Source organism: Duganella sp. HH101 (genome assembly GCF_001758795.1).
GTDB classification, from domain to species: Bacteria; Pseudomonadota; Gammaproteobacteria; order Burkholderiales; family Burkholderiaceae_D; genus Rugamonas; species Rugamonas rivuli.
On the sequence record NZ_LRON01000009.1, the window covers coordinates 75,676 to 91,716 of the forward strand.

18 protein-coding genes are annotated in these 16,041 nt (G+C 64.6%); 9 read left to right on the forward strand and 9 right to left on the reverse strand.

The genetic code is table 11. From position 1 onward, the window contains the following. Window positions 1-52: 52 nt before the first annotated feature. Window positions 53-439 carry a KGG domain-containing protein gene (locus DUGA2_RS16020; protein ID WP_070270374.1) on the forward strand — a complete coding sequence of 129 codons (387 nt, stop codon included), beginning with the start codon at window positions 53-55 and terminating at the stop codon, window positions 437-439. A 37-nt stretch (window positions 440-476) separates the two neighbouring features. Here DUGA2_RS16020 and DUGA2_RS16025 read toward each other — a convergent pair whose 3' ends face one another. Continuing rightward, window positions 477-974 carry a pyridoxamine 5'-phosphate oxidase family protein gene (locus DUGA2_RS16025; protein WP_070270375.1) on the reverse strand — a complete coding sequence of 166 codons (498 nt, stop codon included), beginning with the start codon at window positions 972-974 and terminating at the stop codon, window positions 477-479. Window positions 975-1,140: 166 nt separating this feature from the next. Between DUGA2_RS16025 and DUGA2_RS16030 the strand changes: the two genes are divergently transcribed. The 6 genes from DUGA2_RS16030 (at window position 1,141) to DUGA2_RS16055 (ending at window position 8,535) form a co-directional block, all read left to right on the forward strand. Then, window positions 1,141-1,788 (forward strand): PepSY-associated TM helix domain-containing protein, encoded by a 648-nt coding sequence (locus DUGA2_RS16030; RefSeq protein WP_070270377.1) that lies wholly within the window; start codon window positions 1,141-1,143, stop codon window positions 1,786-1,788. 18 nt (window positions 1,789-1,806) lie between these two features. Continuing rightward, complete coding sequence (locus DUGA2_RS16035) at window positions 1,807-2,322, forward strand: DUF2271 domain-containing protein (RefSeq protein WP_070270378.1); 516 nt, start codon at window positions 1,807-1,809, stop codon at window positions 2,320-2,322. A gap of 9 nt (window positions 2,323-2,331) precedes the next feature. After that, window positions 2,332-3,153 (forward strand): DUF4198 domain-containing protein, encoded by an 822-nt coding sequence (locus DUGA2_RS16040; protein WP_070270380.1) that lies wholly within the window; start codon window positions 2,332-2,334, stop codon window positions 3,151-3,153. 7 nt (window positions 3,154-3,160) lie between these two features. After that, window positions 3,161-4,171: an FAD:protein FMN transferase gene (locus DUGA2_RS16045; RefSeq protein WP_070270531.1), complete on the forward strand. Its 1,011-nt coding sequence runs from the start codon at window positions 3,161-3,163 to the stop codon at window positions 4,169-4,171. Continuing rightward, window positions 4,168-5,532 carry a sulfite reductase subunit alpha gene (locus tag DUGA2_RS16050; RefSeq protein WP_070270382.1) on the forward strand — a complete coding sequence of 455 codons (1,365 nt, stop codon included), beginning with the start codon at window positions 4,168-4,170 and terminating at the stop codon, window positions 5,530-5,532. The genes DUGA2_RS16045 and DUGA2_RS16050 overlap by 4 nt, the downstream gene beginning before the upstream one ends. 258 nt (window positions 5,533-5,790) lie before the next feature. Next, on the forward strand, window positions 5,791-8,535 hold the full coding sequence (locus DUGA2_RS16055; RefSeq protein ID WP_070270383.1) for a TonB-dependent receptor: 2,745 nt from the start codon (window positions 5,791-5,793) through the stop codon (window positions 8,533-8,535). Window positions 8,536-8,622: 87 nt separating this feature from the next. Here DUGA2_RS16055 and DUGA2_RS16060 read toward each other — a convergent pair whose 3' ends face one another. From DUGA2_RS16060 to DUGA2_RS16085, 6 genes are all read right to left on the reverse strand, one after another. Then, window positions 8,623-9,912, reverse strand: coding sequence for a DUF2325 domain-containing protein (locus DUGA2_RS16060; protein ID WP_083296347.1), 1,290 nt, complete (start codon window positions 9,910-9,912; stop codon window positions 8,623-8,625). A gap of 11 nt (window positions 9,913-9,923) precedes the next feature. Continuing rightward, window positions 9,924-10,256, reverse strand: a complete 333-nt coding sequence (locus DUGA2_RS16065) for a hypothetical protein (protein WP_070270385.1) — start codon at window positions 10,254-10,256, stop codon at window positions 9,924-9,926. Between the two features lie 105 nt (window positions 10,257-10,361). Further along, window positions 10,362-10,568 carry a hemin uptake protein HemP gene (gene hemP, locus DUGA2_RS16070; RefSeq protein ID WP_070270388.1) on the reverse strand — a complete coding sequence of 69 codons (207 nt, stop codon included), beginning with the start codon at window positions 10,566-10,568 and terminating at the stop codon, window positions 10,362-10,364. 187 nt (window positions 10,569-10,755) lie between these two features. After that, complete coding sequence (locus tag DUGA2_RS16075; RefSeq protein ID WP_043482248.1) at window positions 10,756-11,553, reverse strand: Crp/Fnr family transcriptional regulator; 798 nt, start codon at window positions 11,551-11,553, stop codon at window positions 10,756-10,758. 302 nt (window positions 11,554-11,855) lie between these two features. Continuing rightward, on the reverse strand, window positions 11,856-12,500 hold the full coding sequence (locus tag DUGA2_RS16080; RefSeq protein WP_008450985.1) for a response regulator transcription factor: 645 nt from the start codon (window positions 12,498-12,500) through the stop codon (window positions 11,856-11,858). An 89-nt stretch (window positions 12,501-12,589) separates the two neighbouring features. Beyond that, the gene (locus tag DUGA2_RS16085; protein WP_070270390.1) at window positions 12,590-13,057 is read right to left on the reverse strand and encodes a universal stress protein; all 468 of its coding nucleotides are present in this window, start codon (window positions 13,055-13,057) and stop codon (window positions 12,590-12,592) included. A gap of 390 nt (window positions 13,058-13,447) precedes the next feature. On the opposite strand from DUGA2_RS16085, the gene DUGA2_RS16090 reads away from it, so the two are divergent. Together DUGA2_RS16090 and DUGA2_RS32715 are read left to right on the forward strand one after the other, a co-directional pair. Next, a complete protein-coding gene (locus tag DUGA2_RS16090; RefSeq protein ID WP_070270391.1) occupies window positions 13,448-14,275 on the forward strand; it encodes a protein phosphatase CheZ in 828 nt (275 codons plus the stop codon). Next, window positions 14,275-14,727, forward strand: coding sequence for an Hpt domain-containing protein (locus DUGA2_RS32715; protein ID WP_070270395.1), 453 nt, complete (start codon window positions 14,275-14,277; stop codon window positions 14,725-14,727). Before DUGA2_RS16090 ends, DUGA2_RS32715 begins: the two co-directional genes overlap by 1 nt. Here the strand turns inward: DUGA2_RS32715 and DUGA2_RS16100 are convergent. Both DUGA2_RS16100 and DUGA2_RS16105 read right to left on the reverse strand, forming a co-directional pair. After that, complete coding sequence (locus tag DUGA2_RS16100) at window positions 14,630-15,082, reverse strand: Hpt domain-containing protein (protein ID WP_070270395.1); 453 nt, start codon at window positions 15,080-15,082, stop codon at window positions 14,630-14,632. The two genes, DUGA2_RS32715 and DUGA2_RS16100, sit on opposite strands and share 98 nt — an antisense overlap. After that, a complete protein-coding gene (locus tag DUGA2_RS16105) occupies window positions 15,082-15,909 on the reverse strand; it encodes a protein phosphatase CheZ (protein WP_070270391.1) in 828 nt (275 codons plus the stop codon). The genes DUGA2_RS16100 and DUGA2_RS16105 overlap by 1 nt, the downstream gene beginning before the upstream one ends. Window positions 15,910-16,041: the final 132 nt, after the last annotated feature.

Here is a 16,041-nt window from a genome sequence, read left to right on the forward strand (position 1 = left end):
CTGCTCCTGTGCAGCAAGCAGGATCAGTCAGCGATAACGACAGGAGGAAATCATGGCCACTTCCAACCAGGGCGGCGACCAGGGCAGCAAGCAGGGCGACAAATCCGGCAGCCAGCAGAAGGACACCAGCAAGCGCGGTTTCGCTTCGATGGACCCGGAACAGCAACGTGAGATCGCGGCCGAAGGCGGCCGCGCGGCTCACGAGAAAGGCACGGCGCACGAATTCACATCCGAAGAAGCGCGCCGCGCCGGCAGCATGAGCCACAAGAACGATGCCCGCAGCAGCCAGAGCAGCACCGGCGGCAGCGCATCGCAAGGCAGCGGCGGCGGCAGCAAGGGCCGCAGCGACGAGGACGAGGACGACAACAGCCGCGGCAGCCGCGGCGGTTCCAGCGGTTCCAGCCGCTCGGGGTCGTCCGGCGGCAGCGCCAAGTCCTGAGCGACAACCCGCCGGGGGCAGTTCATCTGCCCCTTTTTTACAGGCAGATCGTGGTGTGGCGGCCCGTTTGCGACGGCCTGCGGCCGCTGAGGGCGGCCCTGGCCAGCTGGAACAGCTGCTTCATCTTGCCGGCGCCCGCATCCCAGTACTCGGCGCTCTGGATGCGCACCCTGATCAACGCCAGGTGCGGATCGTCCAGGCCGCCGGGGAACCAGCCACGTACCGTCGGGTTCCATAACTCGCGCGCCTTGGCCCTGTCCTTCAGCAGGTAGGCGCGGCCGGCCACCGACAGGTACAGGCTCTCGGCCGGATTGGAAAAACTGACGTTGACGCCGGGATGGCGCTCGAGGTCGCCCGCGAAGTCGGCCTCGTCGGACGTGAAGAACCATAGGTTGCCTTCGTTGTCGATCTGCTGCGCGGTCAGCGGACGGCTGCTGATCTGTTCGTCGTCGCCGGCCGTGGTGAACATGCCGAAGCGCACATCCTTGATCTTGGCGGCGAGGGTATGGATTTGTTCCTGGGTATAGAGCGGCATGATGCGCCTCCATGATGGTCGTGGATGGTCAGCCCCAGCTTAACCCGCCTGCGCCGCGCGCACCGTGCGCGACTTCACCCAGATTTACATAGTCGATACATGATGGCGATTGACTTCGCAAATGATAATCATTATCATCTGCATTTGTCCCTTTGAAGGAAAGCCCTTGAGCGCCCAAGCCGCAGCCTCCACCCGCAACGCCAGCCGTGCCGTTTGGCTCAAGCATCTGCACCAATGGCACTGGGTCAGTTCGGCGATGTGCCTGATGGGCATGTTCTTGTTCAGCATCACCGGCATCACCCTGAACCACGCGTCGCAGATCGAGGCCAAGCCGGCCGTCGTGCGCCAGCAGGCCACCGTGCCGGCGGCGCTGGCGGCGCAGCTGCGCGCCTACGCCGCCGGGCACGACGGCGACAAGCAGCCGCTGCCGGCCGCCGCCGAGCAATGGCTGCTGGCGACCTGGAAGGTGCAGGCCGGCGGCCGCGCCGCCGAGTGGGCCGCCGATGAAGTCTACCTGCCGCTGCCCAAGGCCGGCGGCGACGCCTGGGTGCGCATCGCGCTGGAAGACGGCGCCGCCGAATTCGAGAACACCGACCGCGGCTGGGTCTCCTGGCTCAACGACGTGCACAAGGGCCGCAACACCGGCGCGGCCTGGAACTGGTTCATCGACATCTTCGCCGGCGCCTGCCTGGTGTTCTGCATCACCGGCCTGCTGATCCTGAAATTCCACGCGGCCAACCGCCCGTTCACCTGGCCGATGGTGGGCCTGGGCGTCCTGATTCCGTTTGTTATCGCACTGCTGTTCATTCATTAATCTCACGACAGGTACTCCATGAAACTACGCTATTCCATCGCACTCAGCCTGCCTCTGGCCAGTGCCTCGGCCATGGGCGCCGATCTGGCCCTCAAACTCGAAGTGCCGCAGTTGAATGTGGCCGAGTACCATCGCCCGTACATCGCGGCCTGGCTGGAAAACGCCGACCAGAAAGTGGTGGCCAACCTGGCCGTGCTGTACGACACCAAGAAGAAGGACAACGCCGGCACCAAGTGGCTCAAGGACGTCCGCCAATGGTGGCGCAAGAGCGGCCGCGACCTGGAAATGCCGATGGACGGCGTGAGCGGCGCGACCAGGGCGCCGGGCGAACAGTCGCTCAGCTTCCCGGGCGCGAAAGCCACGCTGGACAAGCTGCCGGCCGGCCAGTACACGCTGGTGGTGGAAGCGGCGCGCGAAGCCGGCGGCCGCGAAGCGGTCAAGGTGCCGCTGCAATGGCCGCCGAAGTCGGCGCAGAACGTGAGCGGCCAGGGCAAGGAAGAACTGGGCGCCGTGGTTGTCCAACTCAAACCTTAAGGCCTGTCCATGAAACTGTATAAATCGTTGATCGCCCTGGCGCTGGCCGGCCTGTCCCTGGGCGCGCAGGCGCACAAGCCGTGGCTGCTGCCGTCGTCGACCATCGTCGAAGGCAAGGAAGCCTGGCTGACCGTGGACGCCGCCATCTCCGAAGGCTTGTTCGATATCGACCACCAGCCGCTCAAGCTGGACGGCATCGTCATCACCGGCCCGGACGGCGGCAAGCTGGCCATGGAGAACGTCGGCAACGGCAAGCTGCGCAACACCTTCGACGTCAAGCTGCCGAAGCCGGGCACTTACCGTATCGCGCTGGTGTCGCAGAGCGTGATGGGCAGCTACAAGGACAAGGCCGGCGAGATGAAACGCTTCCGCGGCAGCGAGGAATCGCTGGCCAAGGATGTGCCGGCCGACGCCACCGACGTCAAGCTGACGCGCACCCACGGCCGCCTGGAAACCTTCGTCTCGACTGGCACGCCGGACATGGCGGTGTTCAAGCCGACCGGCGTCGGCCTGGAGCTGGTGCCGGTGACGCATCCGAACGATATGCGTTCGGGCGAGAAGGCCACCTGGCGCTTCCTGTTGGACGGCAAGCCCGCGGCCAACCAGGGCTTCAGCCTGATCCCGGGCGGCGTGCGCTATCGCGGCACGCTGGGCGAGATCCGCAAGAACACCGACGCCAACGGCGAAGCGACGTTCGAGCTGCCGGCCGCGGGCATGTACCTGGTCAGCAGCGCCTGGCCGGCCGCCGCGCCGCAGGTGCCGGGGCAGCCGCCGCAGATGGCGCCGCGTCGCGCGACCTACGCGGCGACGGTAGAAATCCTGCCGCAGTAAGTTGGCGATGCGCCGCGTCCTGTTGCCGCATGTGGTCGCCGACGAGCCGGCGCCCGCCGACGGCGTGATCCGCGATTTTGGCGGCCGCAGCATGGGCACCAGCTGGTCGGTGCGGCTGGTGGCCGCGCCTGGCGACGATGGCGCCCGGCTGCAGCAAGGCCTGCAACAGCAGCTGGACACGGTGGTGGCGGAGATGAGCCACTGGGAACAGGACTCCGACCTGGGCCGTTTCAACCGCGCCGGGGCGGGCAGCTGGCATCCGCTGCCGCCGGCGTTTTTCGATGTGCTGGCGTTTGCGATGGAGGTGGCGCGCTGCTCGGGCGGCGCCTATGATCCCTGCGCCGGTGAACTGGTGAACCTGTGGGGCTTCGGCCCGCACGGCAGGTTCGACCAGCCCGATTTCGTGCCGCCTGCCGCCGCGCGGATCGCCGCCGTGCGCGCCGCGCTGGCCGCGCACCCGGTGGCGCTGGAGCGCGACGGCCGCCGCGCCTTGCAGCCGGGCGGCGTGCAGCTGGATTTGTCGGCGGTGGCCAAGGGCTACAGCGTCGACCGTCTGGCGTATTTTCTGAAGTCGCAGGGCTATGCGCACTACCTGGTCGAAGTCGGCGGCGAGCTGCGCGGCGCCGGCGTCAAGCCGGACGGCCAGCCGTGGTGGGTGGCGCTGGAGCAGGTGGACGATGCGCAGCTGGATGAGCTGGTGCTGGCCCTGCACGGCTTGTCGGTGGCGACCTCGGGCGACTACCGCCGCTATTTCCAGCTGGACGGACAGCGCTATTCCCACACCATCGATCCGCGCAACGGCATGCCGATCGCCAACGATCTGGCCTCCGTCACCGTGGTCCATCCTCAATGCATGGCCGCCGACGCCTGGTCCACCGCCTTGACGGTGCTGGGTTGCGATCACGGCCTGCGCCTGGCCGAACAACAGGGCCTGGCGGCGCGCTTCGTCGCCCGCCGTCGCGACGGCGGTTTTACCGAACATATGAGTACCCATTTACGCAACATGCTAGACGAATGATCTGGACCAACGACCCCACCCGATTGATGCTGGTAGCCAGCCTGGCGATGAGCTATGCGCTGGTCTGCCTGGCCCCGTATCTGCGCACGCGCCGCAAGCGCCTGGCCGCGCGGCGCGCCAAGGCCGAGGCGGCCGCGAACCCGGGCTGGATCGTCGCCTACGCCAGCCAGACCGGCAACGCCGAGGAGCTGGCCGGACAAACGCTGGCGACGCTGCGGCTGGCCGGCATCCCGGCGCAGCTGAGCGAGCTGTCGGCGTTGCGGGACGAGGATCTGCAGCGCGCCGAGCGCATCCTGTTCCTGGTCAGCACCTACGGCGAGGGCGACGCTCCCGATGCCGCCGCCGCCTTTGCCGGCCGCCTGATGACCAGGGGGCTGGCGCTGCCGCACCTGCACTACGCCGTGCTGGCGCTGGGCGACAGCGCCTACGCCCAGTTCTGCGGCTTCGGCCGCGCGCTCGATGCGTGGCTGCAGGAGCAGGGCGCGCAAAGCCTCTTCCCCCGCGTCGAAGTCAACCGCAGCTCGGCCGAGGCCATCGGCGCCTGGCGCCAGCAGCTCAGCCATCTGGCCGGCACCAGCGATGCGCCGGACTGGGGCGCTCCGGCCTTCGCGCCGTGGCGCCTGGCCGCGCGCGTGCTGCTCAATCCGGGCAGCGCCGGCGCCCCGGTCTACCACCTGGAACTGGAACCGCAGGACGGGGATCTGCCGGCCTGGGAATCGGGCGACCTGGTGCAGGCCGCCGCGCCCTCCGACCTGGAGCGCGCCCGCGAATACTCGATCGCTTCGATCCCGGCCGACGGCCGCGTGCACCTGCTGGTGCGCCTGCACACGCATGCCGACGGCAGCCACGGCGCCGCCTCGGGCTGGCTGACGCAGCAGGCCGAGGTCGGCCAGACTGTGCAGCTGCGGCTGCGCCAGCACCGCCGCTTCCGGCTGGAAGACAATCTGCAGCGGCCGCTGATCCTGATCGGCAACGGCAGCGGCATCGCCGGCCTGCGCGGCCACCTGAAGGCGCGCGCGCTGGCGGGCAGGGCGCGCAACTGGCTGCTGTTCGGCGAGCGCAACGCCGCCCACGACTACCATTATCGCGAGGAACTGGCGACCTGGCAGCTGCACGGCAAGCTGGAAAAACTGGACATGGTGTTCTCGCGCGACCAGCCGCAGCGGCGCTACGTGCAGGACCGCCTGGCCGAGCAGGCGGACACGGTGCGCGCCTGGGTCGCGGCCGGCGCCGCCATCTACGTTTGCGGCAGCCTGGACGGCATGGCGGCCGGCGTCGATGCCGCCCTGGCCGCCGCGCTGGGCCGCGATGCGCTGGACCAGCTGACCGCCGCCGGACGCTATCGGCGCGATGTTTATTGATGTTTTATTGCAACGCACCAACTCGGTGCAAATTCACATGTTTTGATGGTATTAAAATATTACGTTTTATCCATTATAAATTTTCTGCATGTGGAAATTAAATTTTGTAATTTCGCGTAAATGTCGAACTTGTGAGGTTTGTTCTTTATTTGCTTCAATAATGTATCAAATTGTAGTGCCAGCCCCGATAATTCTCTTATCGAAGAGCAATATTGATGGTATTGCCTTCGATTTCTATGTTTTTATTCGGGAGTTTGAATGGTATTGCAAGAAAAAATCGGCGTACGCTCCGTGCGCATCGCTTTGAGCGTGCTGACCGGCACGGTACTGATCGCTGGCCAGGCCTTGGCAGACGAGGCGATCCAGAAAGTTGAAATCACCGGTTCGAGCATCAAGCGCATCGCCGTTGAGGGCGCGCTGCCCGTGCAGCGCCTGTCGCAGGAACAAATCGCCAAGACCGGCGCCACCACCGTTGCCGACCTGATCCAGTCGCTGCCGGCCATGCAGGGCTTCAGCATCGCCGCCACCGCCGCCGGTTCCAACTCCGGCGGTATCGTCTCGGCCTCGATCCATAACATCGGCGAGAGCTACACCCTGGTCCTGCTGGATGGCCGCCGCATCGCGCCGACCGGCTCGGGCAGCACCATCAACCTGAATTCCATCCCGATGAGCGCGGTTGAGCGCGTCGAGATCCTGACCGACGGCGCGTCCGCCCTGTACGGTTCGGACGCGATCGCCGGCGTGATCAACTTCATCCTGAAGAAAAACGCCCAGGGCGGCACCATCGACGCCACCTGGTCGCAGCCGACCGCCGGCCGTCCAGGCCAGTCGTACAACACCAACCTGACCTATGGCTTCGGCGATCTGCAGGAAGACCGCTACAACATCCTGGCGACCTACCGCCACGACGAGCAGAGCCCGGTCAAGGCGACCGACCGCTCGTTCGCGTCGACCTCGTACATCCCGTTCAACTACAACGGCCACAACTACATCTACGACCGCACCAGCCCCGCGGCGGCGCCGGCCAACGTCGGCGTCACCTTCGGCAACGGCCTGGCGCCAATCGGCTTCAGCCCCTACCTGGCGAAGAACGGCAGCTGCCCGCAGCAGACCTACCTGAGCCTGAACAACACGGCCGACACCCGCAACTGCTCGTTCGATTCGACCCCGGCCGTGGAAATCTCGCCGCAGAACAAGCGCGACAGCTTCTTCACCAAGGCCCAGTACAAGGCCAGCGACGACATCACCGTGTTCGCCGAAATGGCGCTGTCGCGCCTGGACCTGACCGCGCGCATCGCCCAGAACACCGCGCCGTTCACCATCACGCCGGGTTCGGACCGCTACAACACCTATGTGCTGCCTTACCTGACTCCCGAGCAGGCCGCCAACGTCAAGCAGGTGTCGGGCAGCTATCGCACCTATGACTGGGGCACCCGCAACAGCCAGACCGTGACCGACTCCCAGCACCTGGTGCTGGGCGCGGACGGCGAGATCGGCGCCTGGAGCTTCGGCACCGGCCTGACCTGGTCGCGCAACAAGCTCGACGAGCGTTATGTGGGCGGCTACGCGCTGACCAAGGAATTCAAGGACATGTTGGCCAACAACGCCTTCAATCCGTTCGCACCGATCGGCGCCCAGAGCGACGCCACCAAGGCGCAGATCGCCAACTCGATCTTCCACGGTTCGGTGCGCGAAGCATCGACCACGCTCAAGGGCGTGGACGCGCACGGTTCGCGCGAAGTGTTCGCGCTGCCTGGCGGCGCGGCCAACCTGGGTATCGGCGCCGACTACCGCGAATACGCCTACCAGCAGACGCCATCGGCTGACGCGGCCGGCGGCAAGATCTACAACCTGACCGCGCAACCTGCCTACGACATGAAGCGTGCGTCCTACGGCGTGTTCGGCGAGCTGCTGGCGCCTGTGACCAAGGAACTGGAAGTGAGCCTGGCCGGCCGTTACGACAGCATCGCCGGCGTCGACAATCTGCTGGCCCACCGCAAGATGGGCGAGACCCAGTCGGCCAGCACCTACAAGGTGTCGGCGCGCTGGCAGCCCGCCAAGACCGTGCTGGTGCGCGGCTCCTACGGCACCGGCTTCAAGGCGCCCAGCATGCTCGACATCGGCCAGCCGCTGGTCAGCGCCGGCGTGACGTCGAACAGCTACGACTGCCCGTTCCCAGGCACCGACCAGTGCCGTCCAGGCCATCTGCAGTACAACCTGCTGTCCGGCGGTAACGAGAACCTGAAGCCTGAGCGCTCCAAGCAGTACTCGATCGGTTTCCGCGTCGAGCCTAGCCCGTCGTTCTCGTTCGGCGCCGACCTGTGGGATGTGAAGATCACCGACGCCGTGTCGTCGATCAGCGAACAGCAGATCTTTGCCGCGCCGGCCAAGTTCCGCGACCTGTTCACCACCTTCACCGAACCGTCGACCGGCAACACCTACTGGGCGATGAAGAGCCTGTCGATCAACATCGGCAAGACCCACAACCAGGGTATCGACTACGACATGGTCGGCCGCCACAAGTTTGCGTTCGGCCAGCTGACCGCCAACCTGAACGGCACTTACCTGATGAAGTCGGACTACACCCGTCCGGGCACCGATGGCGAGTGGACCAGCGACATGAACTTCTTCGGCGTCGATAACAAGGTGGCGTTCCGCCACATCGTGCGCGCCGCGCTGACGCTGGATACCGGCAAGGTCAGCAACACGCTGAGCGCCAACTACCGCAACGGCTACCAGGACGCGCAGGCCACCGTGCGCAACGTCGACAGCGGCAAGGACGAGAGCATCCGCCTGTGGGTGCCGTCGTACCTGACGATCGACTGGCAGGGCAAGCTGGCGCTGAGCAAGACCGCGTCTATCCGCATGGGCGTGAAGAACCTGCTGGACCGCGAGCCGCCGCTGTCGCTGCGTGCGTCGTCGGGCCACCAGGTCGGCTTCGACCCGCGCTACACGGACCAGCTGGGCCGCTCGGTCTACCTGACTGGCACCATGGCGTTCTAATCTGCTGAGCTTGTAGCGCAACAAAGCCCCATGTGTGCTTGCGACGGCCAAGGCCGCCGCAAAGCCACATGGGGCTTTTTTTCGTAGTTACTCCGCGCCGGCTTGTTCGAGGCCGCGCGCGAGGCTGGAGATGCTGGGGTTGTCGATGAACACGCAGCGCTTGCCGGTGCGCTTGCAGTAATCCTTGACCCGCCAGTAGGCGCTGTGGCTGATGCAGCCGGTCTGGCAGATTACCAGGTCGGCCGCCGCCAGGCTGGCGTCGAGGCGGTTGGCGTTGTCCTCCAGGCCGCCGTCGTGGTGGGCGAACTGCGCGCCTTCGCGCTCGATCAGCTCGCGGTAGGTGGCGACGTTGCCGCTGCGTCCGCCCACGCACAGCACGGCGCGGTCGTTCAGGCTGAGCGGCATCTTCATCACGTGCTCGACGATCTGGCGCGTCTCTTCCTGCACCGGTTCGGCCGCCGTCTGCAGCTTGGCCAGTTCGAGCTTGAGCTCGTTGATCTGGTTGCGCATGGCGCGTTCGCGCTCTTCCATCTGGCCCAGGCGCTCGGCCAGCTTGGCGCGGCTTTCCAGGCCGGGGATGGACTCGCGCAACTGCTCCAGCTCGACCTTCAGCGAATCGATCAGGCTGTCTTTGCCGACCGACTGCGCGCGCAGCTGCATCAGTTGCGCCGCGTGGCGTTCGGCGTCGCCGCTCTTGTCGGCCAGCAGGGCCGCGCTGCGCTGCTGCGCCTTGGCCAGGTCGTGCGTCAGGCGCGCGTTCTCGGCCAGCGTGGCGTGGAACTTGCTGATGTCGGCGCGCACGCAGGCGCCGGCCTGGTGCTGCACCATGTGCAGGTCGCGGCACATCTGCTCTTCCAGCTCGGCGTTGCAGCGCGGATGCGTCAGGCCGGCCCAGAAGGCGCCGGCGACGTCGCCGTTGGCCACGGCCGTGCGCCACATGGCGGCCACCTGTCCGGTGGTCTTGGCGGCGCGGAAGCGCAGCAGCACGGCGGCGTAGCGGCGTTCCAGTTCCTTTTGCAGCGCTTCCGACAGGCGGTTGCGGTTGCCGCACTCGGTGACGGCGCCGACGTGCACTTCATAGTCGTCGGCCAGCACCTTGCCGGACGTGACCTTGTCCACCAGCTTGCGCAGCACGCCCAGCGGGAAGCCGACGCCGACCAGCGGGCAGTGGCAGGCATGGCCCAGCTCCCACAGCCGGCGGCGGCGCGAGGCGTGCGAATCTTCCTGCTGCAAGGCGTCCATGACATTGCCGATCGCCGGCTTGAGCACTTGCTGTTCGGCGGGGCGGGGTGGGGCGGCGGCGGGCGCCAGCGTGCCGGCCACCTGCGGCATGGCGGCGGCGATGATGGCCGCCAGCGGATCGTGTTTCTCGCACATGGACGGGCTCCTCAGGCGGTGGCCGGCGCGGTGCGCGCGCGGGCCATGATGCGGCTGAGGAAGTTGCTCTTTTCCTGCAGGTGCATATTGCGCTCGACCTCGGTGGCCCACTGCTCGGACAGTTGCTGGCAGGTGGCGCTGAGCACCGGCGCCAGGTCCGGCAGGCTGGCCAGCGCTTTCAGGTGGCGTTCGATGACCGAGGCCAGCTTCACGCAGCCGCCGGCGTCGTCGCTGCCGGCCGTGTAGTGCGACATCAGATGCAGCACGGCGGACAGCATCAGTTCTGGATTGTGCCCGCCATGGGAGGGGGCGAGAAAAATCGGATTGCTACGGTCTATGGCCATCAAACGCTCCTGGATTCAGTGGGAGTCTGGCTGGCGATAGCTGGCTTGCTCAAGGGGAGTGCGGGCGCGGCAGCGCCCGGGTTCACGCACAGTGAACGGCGTACATCATGCGGTCAGGATCAACTTGTTGAGCTGGGTGATGCGCAGACGGTAAATGCGGCCCGAATGTTCGATCTCGACTTCGCGGCCATCGCCCATCAGGCTGGCGCTGGTGATGCGCTTGATTGGCACGACGGCCGGCGCCGCCGCGAGGGTGGCGGCGTGGGCGTGGGCGCTGATGGCGGGCGGGGTGGCGGGCATGGTCGTGGTCATCTTCTGGGCTCCTTAAATAAGAATGATTCGTATTTGCATTCATTATTGTAGAAGCGCGGGAGGAATGCAAGGGTTATTTCAACGTTATTTAAAGCTTATTTGACGGCGGTGCAGGGGGCGCATAAAAAAAGGCCCGGCTGGAGAGACCGGGCCCAAGCTGGGTAAGGCGGCGGGGGCCGCGCGGGGCTTACAACGCAGCCAGTAACTGACCCGGCGTGACGCTGTCGCCGCCCTTGGTTTTGGCGGCGGCCAGCTGCTTGGCGCGGGTGCGGGAGGGCGGCAGGCGGCGCAGGGTTTTCAGCGCTTCCGGATCCTTGATGCCGATGGTGCGCTGGTCGACGCTGATCAGGCCGATCTCGTTGAAGGCCGACAGCGTGCGGCTGACCGTTTCCAGCGTCAGGCCCAGGTAGCTGCCGATCTCGTGGCGCGTCATGCGCAGGTTGAACAGCTTGCTCGAATAGCCCATCTGGGCGAAGCGCTCGGCCAGCGACACCAGGAAGCGCGCCACGCGCGCCTCGGCGCTGAGCGCGCCCAGCATGCCGATCATGGCTTGCTCGCGCACCAGCTCGCGGCTCATGACGCCGTACATCATGTTTTCCAGTTCCAGGTGGACGCGTCCCAGCGCCGTCAGCTTTTTGAACGGCAGCAGTATCAGGTCGCAGTCGGACAGGGCCACGGCTTCGGAGGAATAGTGGCGGGTGTGGATGCCGTCCACGCCCAGCATGTCGCCCTTCATCGGGAAGCTCAGCACCTGTTCGTTGCCGAACTCGTCGATCAGCACCGTTTTCAGGAAGCCGGAGTTGACGATGTACAGCGTGTCGAAGGGCTGGCCGATGGTGTGGATGCGCTGGCCGGTCTTGAACTGCACGTGCTGGAACAGCAGTTCCTCGGTGGTGATCGAGCACGCCGCCGGGATGTGCAGCAGGTCGCAGACTTCCTTCAGGTTGGACCAGAGCCGCCCTTGACGCTGACGGCCCGCCTCCATCGACGAGGACTGCATGGTCGCGGTGGTGGTCGGACGAATTTCGGACGTTTGCGTAGACAGCATGGTGATCTCCTGTGTACAGGTATAGCTTTTCGAAAGGACGGGAACTGGGCTGTGCCGCGCTGCTTGGTTTCCTGTTGTGGTGTCGCACGGCATCGTGCTGCCTGTCTGGTGCCGTGCAGCATGAATCGTATGGTTTCAGTATGCCAACGCGATGGGGAGATAGATATCAGCAATGGCTGAATATGCGCGTAGGAGCCAGCGCAGGCTTGTAGGAGTTGTCCTAACGAGGGACGGGGAGATCAGGTCTTGAAGGGGGATAACAAACGATGAGCCACGGCATATTGCACCATCTCCGACAGCGAACTCATGCCCATCTTCTGCATGATGCGGGTCTTGTGGGTGCTGACCGTCTTGACGCTCAGGTGCAGGCTGTTGGCGATTTCGGTGATGGACTTGCCGGCCACCAGCAGCGAAAACACTTCGAATTCGCGGTCCGACAGCTGTTTATGCAACAGGCTTTCGTTGGGCATCATGATGTTGAGCGCCAGTTGCTCGGCCACCTCGGTGCTGATGTAGGGGCGGCCGGAAGCCACCTTGCGGATCGCGCCGACCAGCTGGGTGCCGGCGCTTTCCTTGGTCAGGTAGCCCTGCGCGCCGGCGCGGATGGCGCGCACCGCGTACTGTTCCTCTTCGTGCATGGTGAGGATCAGGATGGCCAGCTTGGGCGCCTCCGCCTTGATCTGGCGGATCAGGTCGACGCCGCTGCGGCCGGGCATGGACAAGTCCAGCAGCAGCAGGTCGAAACCGCCCTGGCGCACATGGCCGAGGACTTCGAAGCCGTCGATGGCCTCGCCTACGATATCGATGTCGGGTGCGCCGTCGAGTATGCGCTTGAGACCTTCGCGCATGATGGTGTGGTCGTCGGCAATGACAATACGAATCATAGTGGTGCTTAAAAAGTGATTAAAAGTAAGTATTCTTATTTTTGAACTAATCTTGTGATCTTACTACAAAAATGTAGCAGGCCCGCGCTTTATTTGCTGCCGGGTTCCTTGATCAGGCGATGCACCAGCACCGGTGTTTTGGCGTGCGACAACACCTTGTTGGTAACACTGCCCAACAACAGCTGGCCCCAGCCGCTGCGGCCGTGCGAGCCCATGAAGATCAGGTCGCAGCGGTGTTTTTCCGCCACATCGACGATCTTCAGCGCCGCGCTTTCCGCGAACGCCGTCAAGGCCTCGCAGGGCACGCCGCGCTTGGCGCAGGAATCGACGACGTCCTGCGTGTGCTCCTGGCCGGCGCGCAGCATGGCGGCGCGGTATTCGTCCTCGCTGGGGTAGCTGGGCGGGATGATCTCGACGTAGATCGGGTACTGGTACTCGGGCGCCACGAACAGCACCAGCACCTCGGCCTTCATCTGTTCGGCAAAGGCCACCCCGGCGCAGGCGGTTTTGCTGGAAACGGCGGAGCCGTCGGTGGTAATCAAGATTTTGCGGTACATGACGAACCTCCTTTTAAAACCAGCTGGCTGCTCTTAATTGTAGTCCCGATTTACATTATTGTTAGTATGGAAAGACTTGATGATTATCAAATAAAAGCCGTTTATCCCGTGGCGCCCGTGTTGGCTTTCATACTTTTTACCTGTTATTTTTGCACCCGAGCACTACTTTTGTGTCTCAAGGCGTGTTTTGTCGATCTAACCAATGTTAGTATCTCCAAATACAACGAAACTTGGCTTGGACCCGGAGCGCAGGGCAGGCGACCCTACTCCGGGATTGAATAATCTGGCTGCGCCCTGCTACACTCGGGTAAGTGCGTTATATTGCCGAGCGTCATCACAGACAAGCAAGTTTAGGGCAGCAATTTTACAAATTATGGAGAAGCAGGGATTATGACCAACGCCGCTGACGATTTCGACGCATTATTTGATGAAGTGTCCGCTCAGAGCAAGACCGCAGCGCCTGCTCCAGCGCCTGCTCCCGCACCAGCTTCGGCGGAAGACGACCTGGAAAGCCTGTTCGACGAAGTCTCGTCGGCCCGGCCTGCGGATGTCGCGGCTGCCGCCCCCGCCCCAGCGCCCGCGGCCAACGCCGCCGCGCCGGCCGACGGCGCCGAGGCCGAAGACAAGCCGATGTTCGAACGCCTGGGCGGCATCGTCCGCCTGCTGCACGATTCGCTGCGCGAACTGGGCTACGACAAGGCGCTGACCGAGGCTTCGTCGCAGATCAACGACGCCCAGGACCGCCTCGAATACGTCGCCACCCTGACCGAACAAGCCGCCAACAAGGTGCTCAACACCCTGGACGAAGGCATGCCGGAGCAGGATACGCTGTCGAAAAAATCCAAGGACATGGAAAACCGCTGGGCCGACCTGTTCGCAGGCAAGCTGAGCCTGGACCAGTTCAAGCAGCTGGCCGGCGACTCGCAAGCCTTCGCGGTGGCCGTGTCGGCCGCCACCGAGGCCGAAAAAGCCCGTTTGCTGGAAATCATGATGGCCCAGGACTTCCAGGACATCACCGGCCAGCTGATCAAGAAAGTCGTGACCATCACCAAGACGGTGGAGCACGAACTGGCAGAACTGCTGCGCGACAATGCGCCGCCGGCGGTACGCGAGAAAATCGCGCAAAAAGAAGTGTCCCTGATGTCCGGCCCGTCGGCACCCGCCGTCGCGCTGAACCAGGACAATGTCGACGACCTGCTTGCTGACCTGGGATTCTAATGGACGATATGCTCAAGGATTTCGTCGTCGAGGCGATGGATCTTGCGGTCAACGTTGAAGAGCATCTGCTGCGGCTCGAACGCGACCCGGACAATAAAGAGACACTCAATGCGGTGTTCCGTTCCTTCCACACCATCAAGGGCGGCGCCGGTTTCATGGGCCTGCCTGCGCTGGTCGCGGCCTGCCACCTGACCGAGAACCTGTTCGACGCGCTGCGCACCGGCGCCGCGCCGGTCACGCCGATCGCGATCGAGGCGGCGCTGCAGGCGTCGGGCTTCGTGGCCGACCAGCTGGCCGAACTGAACAACGGCGCCGAGCCGGACAGCCTGCCGGCCATGCCCAAGGATCTGGAAGTCATCCTGACCGACGCCATCGAAGGCAAGACCACCGCTGGGCCGGCGCATGCGCCGGCCCAGCGGTGGTCTTGCCTTCGATGGCGTCGGTCAGGATGACTTCCAGATCCTTGGGCATGGCCGGCAGGCTGTCCGGCTCGGCGCCGTTGTTCAGTTCGGCCAGCTGGTCGGCCACGAAGCCCGACGCCTGCAGCGCCGCCTCGATCGCGATCGGCGTGACCGGCGCGGCGCCGGTGCGCAGCGCGTCGAACAGGTTCTCGGTCAGGTGGCAGGCCGCGACCAGCGCAGGCAGGCCCATGAAACCGGCGCCGCCCTTGATGGTGTGGAAGGAACGGAACACCGCATTGAGTGTCTCTTTATTGTCCGGGTCGCGTTCGAGCCGCAGCAGATGCTCTTCAACGTTGACCGCAAGATCCATCGCCTCGACGACGAAATCCTTGAGCATATCGTCCATTAGAATCCCAGGTCAGCAAGCAGGTCGTCGACATTGTCCTGGTTCAGCGCGACGGCGGGTGCCGACGGGCCGGACATCAGGGACACTTCTTTTTGCGCGATTTTCTCGCGTACCGCCGGCGGCGCATTGTCGCGCAGCAGTTCTGCCAGTTCGTGCTCCACCGTCTTGGTGATGGTCACGACTTTCTTGATCAGCTGGCCGGTGATGTCCTGGAAGTCCTGGGCCATCATGATTTCCAGCAAACGGGCTTTTTCGGCCTCGGTGGCGGCCGACACGGCCACCGCGAAGGCTTGCGAGTCGCCGGCCAGCTGCTTGAACTGGTCCAGGCTCAGCTTGCCTGCGAACAGGTCGGCCCAGCGGTTTTCCATGTCCTTGGATTTTTTCGACAGCGTATCCTGCTCCGGCATGCCTTCGTCCAGGGTGTTGAGCACCTTGTTGGCGGCTTGTTCGGTCAGGGTGGCGACGTATTCGAGGCGGTCCTGGGCGTCGTTGATCTGCGACGAAGCCTCGGTCAGCGCCTTGTCGTAGCCCAGTTCGCGCAGCGAATCGTGCAGCAGGCGGACGATGCCGCCCAGGCGTTCGAACATCGGCTTGTCTTCGGCCTCGGCGCCGTCGGCCGGCGCGGCGGCGTTGGCCGCGGGCGCTGGGGCGGGGGCGGCAGCCGCGACATCCGCAGGCCGGGCCGACGAGACTTCGTCGAACAGGCTTTCCAGGTCGTCTTCCGCCGAAGCTGGTGCGGGAGCAGGCGCTGGAGCAGGCGCTGCGGTCTTGCTCTGAGCGGACACTTCATCAAATAATGCGTCGAAATCGTCAGCGGCGTTGGTCATAATCCCTGCTTCTCCATAATTTGTAAAATTGCTGCCCTAAACTTGCTTGTCTGTGATGACGCTCGGCAATATAACGCACTTACCCGAGTGTAGCAGGGCGCAGCCAGATTATTCAATCCCGGAGTAGGGTCG

Bases quoted from the DNA above. Each gene is read 5' to 3' on its own strand.
- DUGA2_RS16020 (WP_070270374.1), top strand. From the start codon at position 53: ATGGCCACTTCCAACCAGGGCGGCGACCAGGGCAGCAAGCAGGGCGAC.
- DUGA2_RS16025 (WP_070270375.1), bottom strand. From the start codon at position 974: ATGCCGCTCTATACCCAGGAACAAATCCATACCCTCGCCGCCAAGATC.
- DUGA2_RS16035 (WP_070270378.1), top strand. From the start codon at position 1,807: ATGAAACTACGCTATTCCATCGCACTCAGCCTGCCTCTGGCCAGTGCC.
- DUGA2_RS16040 (WP_070270380.1), top strand. From the start codon at position 2,332: ATGAAACTGTATAAATCGTTGATCGCCCTGGCGCTGGCCGGCCTGTCC.
- DUGA2_RS16045 (WP_070270531.1), top strand. From the start codon at position 3,161: ATGCGCCGCGTCCTGTTGCCGCATGTGGTCGCCGACGAGCCGGCGCCC.
- DUGA2_RS16050 (WP_070270382.1), top strand. From the start codon at position 4,168: ATGATCTGGACCAACGACCCCACCCGATTGATGCTGGTAGCCAGCCTG.
- DUGA2_RS16055 (WP_070270383.1), top strand. From the start codon at position 5,791: ATGGTATTGCAAGAAAAAATCGGCGTACGCTCCGTGCGCATCGCTTTG.
- DUGA2_RS16060 (WP_083296347.1), bottom strand. From the start codon at position 9,912: ATGTGCGAGAAACACGATCCGCTGGCGGCCATCATCGCCGCCGCCATG.
- DUGA2_RS16065 (WP_070270385.1), bottom strand. From the start codon at position 10,256: ATGGCCATAGACCGTAGCAATCCGATTTTTCTCGCCCCCTCCCATGGC.
- hemP (WP_070270388.1), bottom strand. From the start codon at position 10,568: ATGACCACGACCATGCCCGCCACCCCGCCCGCCATCAGCGCCCACGCC.
- DUGA2_RS16075 (WP_043482248.1), bottom strand. From the start codon at position 11,553: ATGGAGGCGGGCCGTCAGCGTCAAGGGCGGCTCTGGTCCAACCTGAAG.
- DUGA2_RS16080 (WP_008450985.1), bottom strand. From the start codon at position 12,500: ATGATTCGTATTGTCATTGCCGACGACCACACCATCATGCGCGAAGGT.
- DUGA2_RS16085 (WP_070270390.1), bottom strand. From the start codon at position 13,057: ATGTACCGCAAAATCTTGATTACCACCGACGGCTCCGCCGTTTCCAGC.
- DUGA2_RS16090 (WP_070270391.1), top strand. From the start codon at position 13,448: ATGACCAACGCCGCTGACGATTTCGACGCATTATTTGATGAAGTGTCC.
- DUGA2_RS32715 (WP_070270395.1), top strand. From the start codon at position 14,275: ATGGACGATATGCTCAAGGATTTCGTCGTCGAGGCGATGGATCTTGCG.
- DUGA2_RS16100 (WP_070270395.1), bottom strand. From the start codon at position 15,082: ATGGACGATATGCTCAAGGATTTCGTCGTCGAGGCGATGGATCTTGCG.
- DUGA2_RS16105 (WP_070270391.1), bottom strand. From the start codon at position 15,909: ATGACCAACGCCGCTGACGATTTCGACGCATTATTTGATGAAGTGTCC.